The 14279-nt window shown below is 68.7% G+C and carries 15 protein-coding genes and 1 riboswitch; of the genes, 12 read left to right on the top strand and 3 right to left on the bottom strand.

The genetic code is table 11. The features are described from left to right. Positions 1–6: 6 nt before the first annotated feature. Entirely contained in the window at positions 7–1044 is a 1038-nt protein-coding gene (locus FHS00_RS09285) for a M42 family metallopeptidase (RefSeq protein WP_183472121.1), read from the bottom strand. Between the two features lie 281 nt (positions 1045–1325). Between FHS00_RS09285 and FHS00_RS09280 the strand changes: the two genes are divergently transcribed. Continuing rightward, positions 1326–1826, top strand: a complete 501-nt coding sequence (locus FHS00_RS09280; RefSeq protein WP_183472119.1) for a type III secretion system chaperone family protein — start codon at positions 1326–1328, stop codon at positions 1824–1826. Between the two features lie 13 nt (positions 1827–1839). On the opposite strand, the gene FHS00_RS09275 is transcribed toward FHS00_RS09280, so the two are convergent. Then, on the bottom strand, positions 1840–2703 hold the full coding sequence (locus FHS00_RS09275) for a hypothetical protein (RefSeq protein WP_183472117.1): 864 nt from the start codon (positions 2701–2703) through the stop codon (positions 1840–1842). Positions 2704–2810: 107 nt separating this feature from the next. Between FHS00_RS09275 and miaB the strand changes: the two genes are divergently transcribed. The 11 genes from miaB (at position 2811) to FHS00_RS09220 (ending at position 13588) form a co-directional block, all read left to right on the top strand. After that, on the top strand, positions 2811–4139 hold the full coding sequence (miaB, locus tag FHS00_RS09270; RefSeq protein WP_183472115.1) for a tRNA (N6-isopentenyl adenosine(37)-C2)-methylthiotransferase MiaB: 1329 nt from the start codon (positions 2811–2813) through the stop codon (positions 4137–4139). Between the two features lie 278 nt (positions 4140–4417). Beyond that, on the top strand, positions 4418–4981 hold the full coding sequence (locus FHS00_RS09265; protein ID WP_183472113.1) for an OmpA family protein: 564 nt from the start codon (positions 4418–4420) through the stop codon (positions 4979–4981). An 11-nt stretch (positions 4982–4992) separates the two neighbouring features. Beyond that, entirely contained in the window at positions 4993–5292 is a 300-nt protein-coding gene (locus tag FHS00_RS09260; RefSeq protein WP_183472111.1) for a hypothetical protein, read from the top strand. A 192-nt stretch (positions 5293–5484) separates the two neighbouring features. Then, the gene (locus tag FHS00_RS09255) at positions 5485–6465 is read left to right on the top strand and encodes a PhoH family protein (protein WP_183472576.1); all 981 of its coding nucleotides are present in this window, start codon (positions 5485–5487) and stop codon (positions 6463–6465) included. Next, complete coding sequence (ybeY, locus tag FHS00_RS09250; protein ID WP_183472109.1) at positions 6452–7021, top strand: rRNA maturation RNase YbeY; 570 nt, start codon at positions 6452–6454, stop codon at positions 7019–7021. The genes FHS00_RS09255 and ybeY overlap by 14 nt, the downstream gene beginning before the upstream one ends. Next, positions 7005–7922 carry a CBS domain-containing protein gene (locus tag FHS00_RS09245; RefSeq protein ID WP_183472107.1) on the top strand — a complete coding sequence of 306 codons (918 nt, stop codon included), beginning with the start codon at positions 7005–7007 and terminating at the stop codon, positions 7920–7922. Before ybeY ends, FHS00_RS09245 begins: the two co-directional genes overlap by 17 nt. 4 nt (positions 7923–7926) lie before the next feature. Beyond that, positions 7927–9450, top strand: coding sequence for an apolipoprotein N-acyltransferase (gene lnt, locus FHS00_RS09240; protein WP_183472105.1), 1524 nt, complete (start codon positions 7927–7929; stop codon positions 9448–9450). 10 nt (positions 9451–9460) lie between these two features. Beyond that, a riboswitch (SAM-SAH riboswitch) is annotated at positions 9461–9509 on the top strand. A 7-nt stretch (positions 9510–9516) separates the two neighbouring features. Then, positions 9517–10698 (top strand): methionine adenosyltransferase, encoded by a 1182-nt coding sequence (metK, locus tag FHS00_RS09235; protein ID WP_183472103.1) that lies wholly within the window; start codon positions 9517–9519, stop codon positions 10696–10698. A 158-nt stretch (positions 10699–10856) separates the two neighbouring features. Then, on the top strand, positions 10857–11561 hold the full coding sequence (gene trmB, locus FHS00_RS09230) for a tRNA (guanine(46)-N(7))-methyltransferase TrmB (protein ID WP_183472101.1): 705 nt from the start codon (positions 10857–10859) through the stop codon (positions 11559–11561). A gap of 72 nt (positions 11562–11633) precedes the next feature. Continuing rightward, positions 11634–12980: a 3-phosphoshikimate 1-carboxyvinyltransferase gene (gene aroA, locus FHS00_RS09225; RefSeq protein WP_183472098.1), complete on the top strand. Its 1347-nt coding sequence runs from the start codon at positions 11634–11636 to the stop codon at positions 12978–12980. Then, a complete protein-coding gene (locus FHS00_RS09220) occupies positions 12977–13588 on the top strand; it encodes a (d)CMP kinase (RefSeq protein WP_183472097.1) in 612 nt (203 codons plus the stop codon). The genes aroA and FHS00_RS09220 overlap by 4 nt, the downstream gene beginning before the upstream one ends. On the opposite strand, the gene FHS00_RS09215 is transcribed toward FHS00_RS09220, so the two are convergent. Then, entirely contained in the window at positions 13585–14274 is a 690-nt protein-coding gene (locus FHS00_RS09215) for a phosphatase PAP2 family protein (protein WP_183472095.1), read from the bottom strand. The genes FHS00_RS09220 and FHS00_RS09215 overlap by 4 nt on opposite strands. Between the last annotated feature and the right edge of the window lie 5 nt (positions 14275–14279).

Below are 14279 nucleotides of genomic sequence, written 5' to 3'. Positions count from 1 at the left end.
GCTGGATCAGGCCTCGAAGCCTTCGAGATAGGCGCTCAGAATGTCGCGCGCCGCCTCGAGGTCGGTGCGGTCGACCATCTCGGTGACGGTGTGGATGTAGCGGGTGCCCACCACCACGCCGATGGCGCGTGCGCCCGCCGCCGCCTGCTGCGCCGCCGCGCCGTCCTGGCCGCCGGCAGCCAGCATGGTGCGCTGGAACGGGATCTCTTTCTCGCGCGCGAGCTTCTCGAAGTCGGCGACAAGGCTGCGATCCGAGATGAAGCTGCCGTCGCGCACATGCAGGCCGAAGCCGTCACCCTGCCGGGTGGTGCGGTCCTTGTCGGGCACGCCGGGCGTGTCGCAGGCCAGCGTCGTGTCGACGCCGATGCCGATGTCGGGTCGCACCTTGTAGGCGGCGGTCTTGGCGCCGCGCAGCCCGACCTCCTCCTGGCAGGTGAAGGCGACGTGGATCTCGGCGCCGCGGCCCTTGTCGCCGAGCTGACGGATCGCCTCGATGCCGAGCCAGCAGGCGACGCGGTTGTCGAGCGCCTTGGAGACGAACTTTTCGCCCATCTCGAGGAACGGCTCGTCCATCACCACCATGTCGCCGACCTTGATCCTGTCGGCCGCTTTCGTCCCGAGGCCGGTGTCGACGAAGAACTCGGTCGGGGTCGGGATCTTCTTGCGCTCTTCGGGGGTGGAGATGTGCACCGGCTTGCCGCCCGGGTTCATCACGCCCTTGATGTCGCCGTCATCGGTGCAGACCAGCACCCGGCGCGAGAACAGGTTGCGCGGGTCGAAGCCACCCACAGGGTGCAGCCAGACGAAGCCCTTCTCGTCGATATGGCTGACCAGAAAGCCGATCTCGTCCATGTGGCACAGCAGCATGATCCGCGGCGCGTCCTCGCGCCGCGCGTCGCGACGGCATAGCAGGCTGCCCATCGGGTCGGTCTCGACATGGTCGAACAGGCCCTCGATCTCGGCGGTGATCAGGTCGCGCACGCGGTGTTCGTGCCCCGGCACGCCGGGGGTTTCGCACAGGCGCTTGAGAAGGTCGGTGTTCATGCAGGTCTCCCGTTTTGCCGCGCAAGCTGCCGCAAGCCGGGGAACGGCGCAACGGGCGCGCGACGGCAGCCGCGGGCAGGCACCGATTCGGTTATCCACAAGAAATGTCGGGGGTGATTCTCGAATCGGTCGAATCGGGAGGATTATCCCCAAGAAACGGCTTTACAGCGACTCGGTCCAGACTCACCATATACACCCGAAGCCGGGCGGGTGAAAGCACCCTCCGACCGAACCCAGGACGGGCGTTCCGTTGCCCGTCGCCGCAAAGAAAAGAGGCCGTCATGGCGCTGTCAGAGTCGTTTCTCGACGACGAGATTCACCCGATTGACCTGGTCGAACAGGTCGCCGACCTGAACGCCTGGTCGGTGGAGCGCGTGGCCGAGGACCAGATCGCGATGACGCTGTCGGGTCAGTGGCGGGACTACGCGGTGACGCTGGCCTGGCAGCCTGCCGACGAGACGCTGCGTTTGGCGTGCATGTTCGAGATGCAGCCGCCCGAGCCGCGCCTGCCGCAGATCCTCGACCTCATCAACCGCATCAACGACCGCTGCTGGATGGGTGGCTTCGGCTGGTGGGGCGAGCAGGAGATGATGGTCTATCGCTACGGGCTGGTGCTGGCTGGCGGGCAGATCGCCGGCGCCGAGCAGGTCGACCGGATGATCCAGACGGCCTTCGCGGCCTGCGAGCGGTTCTACCCGGCTTTCCAGCTGGTGTCCTGGGCGCATCGCGATCCGGCGGCGGCGATGCAGATCGCCATCGCCGAGGCCTACGGCCGGGCCTGATCGGGCTGCGGGATCAGAACCACTGACCGGGCTCGATCAGCCCGAGATCGAGAAGCTGGCGCGAACGCCAATCGAACCGCGAGGCGCCCGGCCAGTCGAAGCCGCCGATCGCCTCGCGCGAGGCGGGGTTGCGGCGCAGCGCCTTGGCCGCGCGGAACGAGGCGACGGCGACGGTGGGCGAGCGGTGCCAGGGGCACTGCAAGCTGTTGTATTCCGCTTGGTCAAACAGCCGGTCCGGACCGAGCCGCAGCCCCGGCGCCGCGCGAAACAGGCCGGGGCGCTGGATCTGTCGGCGGTCCTCGGGGACGTGCTCTTCGAAGCGCAACCGCAACCCGCCGAAGATGTCCCATTGCCGGTCGAGCTCGTGCCCATGGGCGTCGCGGCGGCCATGGGCGAAATAGCCGATCCGGTCGAGATGCGCCGCCTCGGTCGAGACGCCGTCCGGATGCGCGTCGAGATCGGCGGCGAAGAGATCGACCGTCACGCCCCCCAGCGCGTCGCGCCGCTCCTCCATCGCAAAGGCGCAAAGCTCGGCCACGCCCCGGTCCTCGCAGAACGGGAAGAACAGGTATTCGGCGTTGAAGCCGTAGAACATCCAGCGCCCCGGCGCCGCTGCCGCGATTGCCGCATTGACGATATTCGCGACCGAGGACCCGGCACGGGTCTCGGCGCGCAGCAGCCTGATCCGGGGGTCCGCGAGGGCGGGGCGGGGCAGGTCGTCCGGCACCACCGCTAGAACGCAGGCGAAGCCGAGGTCGAAGTGATGGCGAAGCGTTCCGTCGAGTTCGACGTCGTCTTCGGCCAGCGCCAGCGCCAGCGGCCCGTCGCCGGATCCTGCCAGCGCCGCGCCCAGCGCCTCGATGCCATGATGCTCCATCGCCGCCCCTCTTGCCGTTCCGACAGGGATGGCCGGGCCGGGCCGACATTGCAAGATGCCGGGCTTTGGCCTACACCGCGCCCCTGATCTCGCAGAGGATGGCCGCGATGGACCAGGCGCCCAAGAAGCTCTTCATCAAGACCTATGGCTGTCAGATGAACGTCTATGACAGCGAGCGCATGGCCGAGGCGCTGGGCGCGTCCGGCTACGTCACCACCGAGGTGGCCGACGAGGCCGACATGGTGCTGCTCAACACCTGCCACATCCGCGAGAAGGCCGCCGAGAAGGTCTATTCCGATCTCGGCCGGCTGCGGCCGCTCAAGGAGGCGAAGCCCGGGCTGAAGATCGGTGTCGCGGGCTGCGTGGCGCAGGCCGAGGGCGAGGAGATCCTCAACCGCATGCCGCTGGTCGACCTCGTTGTGGGGCCGCAGAGCTACCATCGGCTGCCCGAGATGGAAGCCCGGGTCGGGCAGGGCGGTCGCGCCGTCGACACCGAGTTTCCCGAGGACGACAAGTTCGAGACGCTGAAGACCCGTCCCAAGGCCAAGCGCGGCCCGACGGCCTTCCTGACCGTGCAGGAGGGCTGCGACAAGTTCTGCGCCTTCTGCGTGGTGCCCTATACCCGCGGCGCCGAGGTCAGCCGTCCGGCGGCGCGGATCGTCGCCGAAGCGCGCGGGCTGGTCGAGGCGGGGGTGCGCGAGATCACCCTGCTGGGCCAGAACGTCAACGCATGGCACGGCGATCTCGACGGCGCGGAAGGCGGACTCGCGGCGCTGGTCGGTCAACTCGCGCAGATCGATGGGCTTGAGCGGATCCGCTACACCACCTCCCATCCCAACGACATGGACGAGGCGCTGATCGCGGCGCATGGGAACGAGGCGAAGCTGATGCCCTATCTGCACCTGCCGGTGCAGTCGGGCTCGGACCGCATCCTCAAGGCGATGAACCGCAAGCACACCGCGGAGCAGTATCTGCGCCTGATCGAGCGGATCCGTGCGGCGCGCCCCGACATCCTGCTGACCTCAGATTTCATCGTGGGCTTTCCCGGCGAGACCGATGCCGATTTCGACGCGACGATGGATCTGGTGCGGGAGGTCCGCTACGGCTCGGCCTTCTCATTCAAGTATTCGCCGCGCCCCGGCACGCCTGCCGCCGAGCGCAAGACGCAGGTGGCGCCGGAGGTGATGGACACGCGGCTGCAGCGGCTGCAGGGCCTTCTGGGCGAGCAGCAGCGCGCGGCGCAGGAGGCGATGGTCGGCCAGGAAACCACCGTGCTGTTCGAGAAGACGGGACGGCTGCCCGGCCAGATGGTCGGCAAGTCCGAGCATCTCTTCGCGGTGCATGTAGAGGCGCCCGAAAGCCTGCGCGGCGAGATCGCGCGTGTGCGGATCACCGCATCGGGGCCGAACTCGCTGGCTGGAACGCTGATCGACTGAGCCCGCAGGGAATCGGTTTCGCCACAGCAGGATTGCGGCAGAATCGAGGCGTGGCAGACGCCCGGATCGGGCGTTTCGAGCCTTCGCGTCGCAGCTTGAAGGACAATTCCCTTTAATCAGCCTCCACTGTTGCATCTAGTATCGGCAATTTCATGCCGAGGCCTTCCCAAAGCCCTGATCCGCATTAACACTTGGATCCAGCCGATCTCCGCCCGGCTGCCAAGGTGGAGATCATCGCGTCAGAAGTTCGGGAAGGATCGGAACAAGTGGCCTCATTCATGACGGAAAAGTTGCGCGCCGCGGCCGGGGGGATCGTGGTGGCCGCGCTGGCATTCGGGTCGCTGAGCGCGCCGGCGCTGGCGCAGGATCCGCGGATCATCCCCGCCGAACGCTACACGCCCAACATCTGGATCGATCCCGACGGGTGCGAGCACTGGGCAATGGATGACGGCGCCGAGGGGTTCATGGGGCCGCGCCGCCTGCGCGACGGCTCGCCGGTCTGCCATCGCTCGGAGATCTGCGGCGTGGTGCCGACCGACACGCTATTCGCCACCGACAAATGGCACATTTCGGCCGCCGGCCGCGCCCGGCTGCGCCAGTTCTTCACCCGGGCCAACGCCTTCGGCTTCCTGATCTACGGTCATACCGACAGCCGCGCGAGCGACGAGTACAACATCACCCTGTCCGACAACCGCGCCCGCGCGGTGGCGCAGGTGGCGCAGGAGGTGGGTGCCCGCGTGGTCGATGTGCGCGGCTTTGGCGAGCGCAAGCCCAAGGCGTCGAACGCCACCGCCGCCGGGATGCAGGCCAACCGCCGCGTCGAAGTCTATTGCCTGCGTTGAGGAGCACGAACATGACGATTTCCAAGAGCTTCGCGATCCTCGGCCTGCTCGGCGCCACCGCTGCCTGCGCCCCGATCGGTCCGGACAAGACCGTCGACCGGGGCATCAACTCGCATGACCTGTCGACCATGGTGGCGGGTATCTGGGTCGACCCGGATGGCTGCGATCACTGGATCATCGATGACGGTGTCGAGGGCTACATGTCCGAGCGCCTGACGCCGGACGGGCTTCCGGTCTGCTCGGGCGTGGCGCAGCCCAACGTCGTGGTCGGGCCGTTCAAATCCGGCTCCCCGATCCCCGATCCGCTCTGAGCCCGCATAACGGGCGAAATCCAAGGGGCCGCGCCGCAAGGCGCGGCCTTTTTCGCATGGCATCGGGGAAACCGCGCATCGCGCCGCGCGTTGATTGCCATAGCTCGCCTGATCCGCTTGCGCGGCCCGCCGCGAATTGCGACCATCGGGGGGTCCATCGGCGCCACCCGGCATGAGGAGTTCTGCTTGTCCATCGCCACCCCGACCGAGACCGTTCTCGAGTTTCCGAACAATTTCCTTCTGATAGATCTGTGCGGTGAGCATGACCGGCACATCGCGGCGATCGAGGAGCGGCTGGGGGTGCAGATCCTGCGGCGCGGCAATCGGCTCTCCGTGATCGGCGAGGACGACTCGGGCACGGAGGCGGCTCGAGTGCTCAACGCGCTTTATGCCCGGCTCGAAGCCGGCCGGCCGGTCGAGCCCGGTGACGTGGACCGTGAATTGCGGATGGCGGCGCCCGAACCCGTCGATGCCGACCAGATCGACCTGTTCAAGGCCGACCCGGCAGCCGAGCGTATCGAGATCAAGACCCGTCGCAAGCTCGTCGAGCCTCGGACCGAGGCCCAGAAGGCCTATGTGCGCGCGCTGTTCGACAACGAGCTGTGCTTCGGCATCGGCCCGGCCGGTACCGGCAAGACCTATCTCGCCGTGGCGGTGGGCGTGTCGATGTTCCTGCAGGGGCATGTCGACAAGATCATCCTGAGCCGCCCGGCGGTCGAGGCCGGCGAGAAGCTCGGCTACCTGCCCGGCGACATGAAGGAGAAGGTCGATCCCTACATGCAGCCGCTCTACGATGCGCTGAACGACTTCCTGCCCGGCAAGCAGGCCTCCAAGATGATGGAGGAGAAGGTGATCGAGATCGCGCCGCTGGCCTTCATGCGCGGCCGAACCCTGAGCCGCGCCTTCGTCGTGCTCGACGAGGCGCAGAACGCCACGACGATGCAGATGAAGATGTTCCTTACCCGTCTGGGCGAGGGCTCGCGCATGGTCGTCACCGGCGACCGCAGCCAGGTCGACCTGCCGCGCGGCGTCACCTCGGGGCTGCATGACGCCGAGCGTCTGCTCAAGAACATCCCCAAGATCAGCTTCAACTACTTCACCTCCAAGGACGTGGTGCGTCACCCGCTGGTCGCGGCGATCATCGACGCCTACGAAGCCGATGGCGCGGCCTGAGCGCCCGCGGCCGCCGCTGGTCGACTGCCTGCTGGAGGATCACCGCTGGGAGGCGGTGGGGCTGGAAGCGCTGGCGGAGACCGCCTGCGCCGCCGCGCTGCGCGGCGCCGGTCTCGACCCCTCCGGCTTCGAGATTAGCCTGCTGGGCTGTTCAGACGCGCGGATCGCCGATCTCAACGCCGACTTCCGTGGCAAACCCAAGCCTACCAACGTGTTGAGCTGGCCCTCCGACGAGCGGGGGGCGGCTGCGCCTGGAAGCAGGCCGTCTCCGCCCCGGCGCGACCCCATGGGTCCGACCGAGCTGGGTGACATCGCCATCGCCTACGAGACCTGCCGCGCCGAGGCCGAGGCCGCCGGGCGGAGTCTCGCCGATCACGCCAGCCATCTTCTCGTGCACGGCACCCTGCATTTGCTGGGCTTCGATCACGAAACCGACGCGGATGCGGCGCTGATGGAAGGTCTGGAGACGGAAACACTTGGCAAAATGGGGATCGCAGACCCATATGCCGCTCATGCCATTGCAGCACCGGAAGGAGACGATGGGCGACGCGTTTGATACGGCCGATGCGGGACATGCCCGCGACGGCGACGGAGATGGTCCCGAGGGGCCAAGTAGCGTCACCGCCGAGAATGGCGGCGGACGCGGTTTCTTCAGCCGCATCATCGGGGTGCTGAACCCTGCCGAGGCCGAGCTGCCACCGGTGGAGGCGCCGCGCGGCTTCGCTCAGGTGCTGCCGGTTCCGGGCATGCTCAACCTGCGTCGGATGCGGGTCGAGGACGTGATGGTGCCCAAGGCGGACATCACCGCAGTGCCGGTCACCATTCCTCTCGAGGAGTTGGTCGAGGTTTTCCGCGAGAGCGGCCTGACCCGGATCCCGGTCTTCGACGGCACGCTCGACACGCCGATCGGGCTGGTCAACCTCAAGGATTTCGCGCTCAAGTTCTGCTTCGTGCCGGAGCGGCCGGATTTCAGCCTGCGCGACATGCTGCGCCGGCTGCTCTTCGTGCCGCCCTCGATGCCGCTCGGCGTGCTGCTTCAGAAGATGCAGACCGAGCGGATCCACATGGCGTTGGTGATCGACGAATACGGCGGCACCGACGGGCTCGTGACCATCGAGGACCTGATCGAGACCGTGGTGGGCGAGATCGAGGACGAGCACGACGTCGACGAGGCGCAGAGCTTCCTGCGCGAGAAGCCCGGCGTCTGGCTCGCGCTCGCGCGCACGCCGCTCGAGACTTTCGAGCGGGCGATCGGCATGGATCTCACCGATCACGAGGAGATCGACGAGGAGGAGATCGACAGCCTTGGCGGTCTGGTCTCTATGCTGGCCGGCCACGTGCCCGCCCGCGGCGAGGTGATCGAGCACCCGGCCGGGATCGAGTTCGAGGTGATCGACGCCGATCCGCGCCGGATCAAGCGGCTGCGCATTCGTTTGCCGGAAAGCGCGGAAGGCTGAGTTGATGCACGACGCGTTGCGGCCGGCCCGACGGGCCGTCCGGCACCATGCGACGCGCCCCTTGCCGCGCGCCGGGCTGGCCGGTTTCGCCGGTGTGCTCGCGGCGCTGGGGCTGGCGCCATGGGGGCTTTGGTGGCTGACGCTGCCAGCCCTGGCGCTGGTGCTCGTGCTGCGCCGCCATGCGGCGACCCGGCGCGGCGCCTTTCTCACTGGCTGGGGCTTCGGCGCGGGCTGGTTCGGCCTGGCGCTCTCCTGGGTGGTTGAGCCCTTCTTCGTCGATGCCGCACGCGACGGCTGGATGGCGCCCTTTGCCGTGGTGCTGCTCTGCGGCGGGTTGGCGGTGTTCTGGGGCGTGGCCTTTGCCGCAGCGCATCGGCGCGGCGACGCGCTGCTCGTGGCCTTGTGGGTTGCGCTCGAAATGGCGCGCGGCGTGGTGTTCACCGGCTTTCCATGGGCGATGCCGGGGCATGTGTTCATCGATACGCCGGTGGCGCAGCTCGCCGCGCTGGGAGGCGCTCCGCTGCTGTCATTGATCGCGCTGGGCTTGCCTGCGGCGGCGCTGGCGATCGGCGCGCGCGCCGCGCTGCCGATCCCGGCGCTGGCCTGCCTCGCGGCTTGGATCGTGCTCGACCCCGGTCCGGCCCCGGCGCCGAGGCCAGGCGCGCCGGTGGTGCGGCTGGTGCAGCCCAACGCGGTGCAGGCATTGAAATGGGACCCGGACTGGCTGCCAGTCTTTCATCAGCGGTTGATGTCGCTGACCGGGCAGGGCGACGTTCCCGATCTCGTGATTTGGCCCGAGACGGCGTTGCCCTGGCTTCTCGACCAGTCGGGCGATGCGCTGGCCGAGGGCGCGGCAGCTGCGCGCGGCGCGCCGGTCATGCTCGGCATCCAGCGTCGCGAGGCGGCGCGCTACTACAACTCGGCCATCGTCATGGACGGGGCGGGGGAGATCGCGGCGCTCTACGATAAGGCGCATCTCGTGCCGTTCGGCGAATACGTCCCCTTCGGCGAATGGGCCGCGCGCTTCGGCATCCACGGATTGGCGGCCAGCGAGGGCGGCGGCTACACGCCGGGGCCCGGCCTGCACCCGGTCGCGGTGCCGGGGATCGGGCTGGCGCTGCCCTTGATCTGCTACGAGGGGATCTTTGCGCGCGAGGTCAACGCGGCCACGGCTACCGAGGCGCTGCGGCCGAGACTGATGGTCCTGATGACCAACGACGCTTGGTTCGGCACCGTCTCCGGCCCCTACCAGCACCTCGCGCTGGCACGGCTCAGGGCGATCGAGCAGCGAATGCCGATGGCGCGCGTTGCCAATACCGGTGTCTCGGCGATGATCGACGCGCGGGGCCGGGTGACCGCCCGGCTGGGTCTGGGCGAGACCGGGGCGATCGACGCACCGCTGCCGCCGCGCGGGGCCGCGCCCGCCTATGCGCGGCTGGGCGACGCGCCTATGCTGGCCGTGCTGGCGCTTCTGGGACTGGCAGCCATGCGCCGAAATCGGCTTGACCGGGGGCGGGCCGGGGCGTAGCGGGGGCGGATTCCCGGCACAACGGCTTCCTGGCGTGTCGGGCGAATTTCAATGGAGCACCTCTTCATGTCCCGCCAGAACTACATTTTCACCTCCGAATCGGTGTCCGAAGGCCATCCCGACAAGGTCTGCGACCGGATCTCCGATGCCGTGCTCGACGCGCTGCTCGCCGAGGAGCCGGAGGCGCGGGTGGCTTGCGAAACCTTCGCCACCACCAACCGCGTCGTGGTCGGCGGCGAGATCGGTCTCAAGGATCAGGCTAAGCTCGAGCAGGTGCTGGGCGGGGTCGAGGGGATCGTGCGCGATTGCATCCGCGACATCGGCTACGAGCAGGACGCCTTCCACCACCGCGACGTCGAGGTGACCAACCTTCTGCATCCGCAATCGGCCCATATCGCCCAAGGGGTGGACGCCGCCGAGGGCAAGGAAGAAGGCGCTGGCGATCAGGGCATCATGTTCGGCTATGCCTGCAGCGAAACGCCCGAGCTGATGCCGGCGCCGATCCATTATGCGCACCGGATCCTCAAGCGGCTCGCCGATGTCCGCAAATCCGGCGCCGAGCCGACGCTGCGCCCCGATGCCAAGAGCCAGCTCTCGCTGCGCTACGAGAACGGCATGCCGGTCGAGGCAACCTCGATCGTGCTGTCGACCCAGCATTCCGACGAGGGTCAAACCAGCGCCGACATCCGCGCCATCGTCGAGCCTTACATCCGCGACGTGCTGCCGCAGGGCTGGATCACCGACAAGACCGAATGGTGGGTGAACCCCACGGGCAAGTTCGTCATCGGTGGGCCGGATGGCGATGCGGGTCTGACGGGCCGCAAGATCATCGTCGACACCTATGGCGGCGCGGCGCCGCATGGCGGCGGTGCCTTCTCGGGGAAGGATCCGACCAAGGTCGACCGCTCAGCCGCCTATGCCGCGCGCTACCTCGCCAAGAACGTCGTCGCCGCCGGTCTGGCCGAGCGCTGCACGATCCAGCTGTCCTATGCCATCGGCGTAGCCCGGCCACTGTCGATCTATGCCGACACCCATGGCACCGGCGAGGTCTCGAACGCCGAGATCGAGCGGGCGGTGGCGCAGGCGATGGACCTGACGCCGCGCGGCATCCGGACCCATCTCGGGCTCAACCGCCCGATCTATGCCCGCACGGCGGCCTATGGCCATTTCGGCCGCGCGCCCGAGGCGGATGGCGGCTTCTCTTGGGAGCGGACCGATCTGGCCGAGGCGCTCAAGCGCGGGCTCTAGCTCCCGCGCCCGGCGGTTGGCCCGTCGCGGTTCTTGAAATGACAAAGGGGCAGGGCCGGCGCTCTGCCCCTTTCGCGTTCCGGATCGGGCATGACGTCCCGGCCTCAGAGGTGTTCGGCATGTTGCGTGGCGGCGCCGCCCGCGCTAACCCGCCAGCCATGAAAAAAGGTTCGCACCCCTCCGGCGCCCCCTGGCGCAATTTCTATGGCCGCATCCACGGCAAGACGCTGCGCCCAACGCAGAAAGAGCATCTCGAGCACGATCTCGACGCCTTGTCGCCGGGGCCGGTCGATTGGGACGTGAACCCCGATCGCGAGAAGCTCGATCTCGACTCGCGTTTCGGCGGCAAGCCGCTCTGGCTCGAGGTGGGCTTCGGCGGCGGCGAGCATCTGGTGCACATGGCCAAGAGCTACCCCGACATCGCGATCATCGGGGCCGAACCCTTCATCAACGGCGTGGCAATGCTGCTGGGCAAGATCCGCGATGCCGAGGTGGACAACATCGCCGTGCATCCGGGCGACGTACGCGACTTGTTCGACGTGCTGCCCGATGCGAGCGTCGAAAAGGCCTTTCTCAACTACCCTGACCCCTGGCCCAAGGCGCGCCATCACCGCCGCCGCTTCGTCACGCAGGAACATCTGGAGCCGCTGTTCCGGGTGCTGAAGCCCGGAGCCGAATTCCGGGTCGCGACCGACATTCCCGATTACGTCCGCCAGACCCTCGAAGAGGTGCCGCAGGCGGGATTCGTGCGTGTCGATCACCCCGACGACGCCGCTTGGGCCGACTGGCCCTCGACCCGCTACGAGCAGAAGGCGCTGCGCGAGGGTCGGCGGCCGCATTACCTCACCTTCCGGCGACCCTGAAGCGGCGCCGGGCGTGGACGCTGCCGCCGCGTCGGTCTAGGAACGAGCCCGAGCAAACCACGAGGTGCCCCAATGTCCGGCCATGGCGATCCGATCCCGATGATGTCCCAGCGCGGCCCCGCCCTGTCGGGCGAGGCGCATGTGCCGGGCGACAAGTCGATTAGCCATCGCAGCCTGATCCTTGGCGCGCTCTCGGTCGGCGAGACGGTGATCGAGGGGCTGCTCGAAGGGCAGGACGTGCTCGACACCGCCAAGGCGATGCGTGCCTTCGGAGCCGAGGTCACCGATCACGGGGGTGGCCGCTGGTCGGTGCATGGCGTCGGCGTCGGCGGCTTTGCCGAGCCTGAGGGCGTGATCGACTGCGGCAATTCTGGCACCGGGGTGCGGCTGATCATGGGGGCGATGGCCACCACGCCGATCACCGTGACCTTTACCGGCGACGCCTCGCTGTGCTCGCGGCCCATGGGCCGCGTCACCGATCCGCTGGCGCTGTTCGGTGCCAAGGCCGAAGGGCGCGAGGGCGGGCGGCTGCCGATGACGATCACCGGCGCGCGCGATCCGATGCCGGTGCGCTACACCGTGCCAGTGCCCTCGGCGCAGGTGAAGTCGGCGGTGCTGCTGGCGGGTCTCAACGCCCCCGGCAAGACCGTGGTGATCGAGAAGGAAGCCACCCGCGACCATACCGAGCGGATGCTGACGGGCTTCGGCGCGGATCTGGTTGTCGAGGAAACCGATGAGGGCCGGGTGATCACGCTCACCGGCCAGCCCGAGCTGAAGCCGCAGCACATCGTGGTGCCGCGCGATCCCAGCTCTGCCGCCTTTCCGGTCTGCGCTGCGCTGATCGCCGAGGGCTCGGACGTGCTGGTGCCGAATATCGGCCTCAACCCGACCCGCGCCGGGCTGTTCGAAACGCTGCGCGAGATGGGCGCCGACCTGACCTACGAGAACCCGCGCGAGGAGGGGGGCGAGCCGGTGGCCGACCTGCGCGCGCGTTTCTCGCCGAACATGAAGGGTATTGAGGTGCCGCCCGCCCGTGCCGCCTCGATGATCGACGAATACCCGGTGCTCTCGGTGGTCGCAGCCTTCGCCGAAGGGCCGACCGTGATGCGCGGCGTGAAGGAGCTGCGCGTGAAGGAAAGCGACCGGATCGACGCCATGGCGCAGGGTCTGCGCGCCGCCGGTGTGGAGGTCGAGGAGGGCGAGGATTGGTGGATCGTGCATGGTCGCGGCCACGGCCAGGTGCCGGGCGGTGCCACGGTGGAAAGCCGTCTCGACCACCGCATCGCCATGTCCTTCTTGGTGATGGGCTTGGCGACGAACGCGCCGATGCGCGTGGATGACGGCGGTCCGATAGCCACCTCCTTCCCGGTGTTCGAACCGCTGATGACGGGGCTCGGCGCCGCGGTGGCGCGGGCATGATCTTCACGGTCGCCATCGACGGCCCGGCCGCCGCGGGCAAGGGCACTGTGGGGCGCGCTGTCGCCACCCATTTCGGCTTCGCCCATCTCGACACCGGGCTGCTCTACCGCGCCGTCGGCGCGCAGGTTCTGGCCGGTGCCGATCCGGTCGAGGCGGCACGCGGCCTGACCCCGGAGGCGCTGGCCGCGCCCGGGCTGCGCAGCCCCGAGGTGGCGCGCGCAGCGAGCGAGGTGGCGGTGATCGGCGAGGTGCGCGCGGCCCTTCTCGAATTCCAGCGCAGCTTCGCCCGGCGCGAAGGTGGCGCGGTGCTCGACGGGCGCGACATCGGCACGGTGATCTGCCCCGAAGCCGAGGTGAAGCTCTTCGTCACCGCGAGCGCCGAGGCCCGCGCGGCGCGGCGGCTGGCAGAGCTGGTCGCGGCCGGGGTCGAGACCGATTTCGGCGCCGTGCTGGAGGATGTCCGCGCCCGCGACCTGCGCGATTCCGGCCGCGCCGAAGCGCCGCTGCGGCCGGCCGACGACGCGCATCTGCTCGATACGTCGGAGCTCGATGTCGAGCAGGCGGTCGCCGCCGCCGTGGCGCAGGTCGCGGAGCGGCTCGGCCGCTAGCCGGCGAGCACGTCGCGCAGCACGCCCAGCAGGGTGCGGCTCGAAGCGAACATCGTGCCGAGCTGGTGCGCGACGAGAAACATCAGCGGGTAGCTGAACCCCGGTCGCGACTCGAGCCAGGCCAGCAGGCCGGTGTCCAGCAGAACCCGCCGCAGCAGCGGCACCGCGATCAGCGCCATCGCGACGCCGAGCGCGCCGCCGACCAGGATGTCGCTCGGCCAGTGGAAGCCGAGCGCGACCCGCGGCAGCGCGATCACCAGCACCGCATGGGCCAGCGCCACGAGACCCCAGCGACGGTCGGCCAGCGCGATGCCGGTGGCCAGCGCGAAGAACAGCACCGCGTGGTCGCTGGGCATGGCGGACCAGTCGTTCAGCGTGTCCACCCCGACAGAGTCCGCCAGCCGCAGCGGCAGATCGGCATCGTGGATCGGCCGCGCCCGGTAGGGCAGCGTCATCGACAGCACCCGGCCCGTCGCCAGCGCCAGCACCGCCATCACCAGTGTGCCGGCAAGGGCGGCGCGGCGTCTCGCCTGCGCGGCATGCGGCTGCATCCATAGCCCCCAGACCAGCATCATCACTGGAATGCCCTTGAACAGCGGACTCGAAGCAACCTGAAGGATCAACGTGTCGAGCAGCGCGTCGCGCCCTGCGATGCGGTTGACCGCGAGTAGAATGTCCAGGTCCATCAAGC

The organism is Limimaricola variabilis, assembly GCF_014195545.1.
GTDB lineage: Bacteria > Pseudomonadota > Alphaproteobacteria > Rhodobacterales > Rhodobacteraceae > Limimaricola > Limimaricola variabilis.
The sequence above is the reverse complement of the archived record's forward strand: the minus strand, read 5'-3'. Positions and strand labels throughout refer to the sequence as shown.

Coding starts and splice junctions, on each gene's coding strand:
- ybeY (WP_183472109.1), top strand. CDS start 6,452: ATGGCGCGGCCTGAGCGCCCGCGGCCGCCGCTGGTCGACTGCCTGCTG.
- FHS00_RS09280 (WP_183472119.1), top strand. CDS start 1,326: ATGGCGCTGTCAGAGTCGTTTCTCGACGACGAGATTCACCCGATTGAC.
- aroA (WP_183472098.1), top strand. CDS start 11,634: ATGTCCGGCCATGGCGATCCGATCCCGATGATGTCCCAGCGCGGCCCC.
- trmB (WP_183472101.1), top strand. CDS start 10,857: ATGAAAAAAGGTTCGCACCCCTCCGGCGCCCCCTGGCGCAATTTCTAT.
- FHS00_RS09275 (WP_183472117.1), bottom strand. CDS start 2,703: ATGGAGCATCATGGCATCGAGGCGCTGGGCGCGGCGCTGGCAGGATCC.
- FHS00_RS09285 (WP_183472121.1), bottom strand. CDS start 1,044: ATGAACACCGACCTTCTCAAGCGCCTGTGCGAAACCCCCGGCGTGCCG.
- metK (WP_183472103.1), top strand. CDS start 9,517: ATGTCCCGCCAGAACTACATTTTCACCTCCGAATCGGTGTCCGAAGGC.
- FHS00_RS09245 (WP_183472107.1), top strand. CDS start 7,005: ATGGGCGACGCGTTTGATACGGCCGATGCGGGACATGCCCGCGACGGC.
- FHS00_RS09265 (WP_183472113.1), top strand. CDS start 4,418: ATGACGGAAAAGTTGCGCGCCGCGGCCGGGGGGATCGTGGTGGCCGCG.
- FHS00_RS09260 (WP_183472111.1), top strand. CDS start 4,993: ATGACGATTTCCAAGAGCTTCGCGATCCTCGGCCTGCTCGGCGCCACC.
- FHS00_RS09220 (WP_183472097.1), top strand. CDS start 12,977: ATGATCTTCACGGTCGCCATCGACGGCCCGGCCGCCGCGGGCAAGGGC.
- lnt (WP_183472105.1), top strand. CDS start 7,927: ATGCACGACGCGTTGCGGCCGGCCCGACGGGCCGTCCGGCACCATGCG.
- miaB (WP_183472115.1), top strand. CDS start 2,811: ATGGACCAGGCGCCCAAGAAGCTCTTCATCAAGACCTATGGCTGTCAG.
- FHS00_RS09215 (WP_183472095.1), bottom strand. CDS start 14,274: ATGGACCTGGACATTCTACTCGCGGTCAACCGCATCGCAGGGCGCGAC.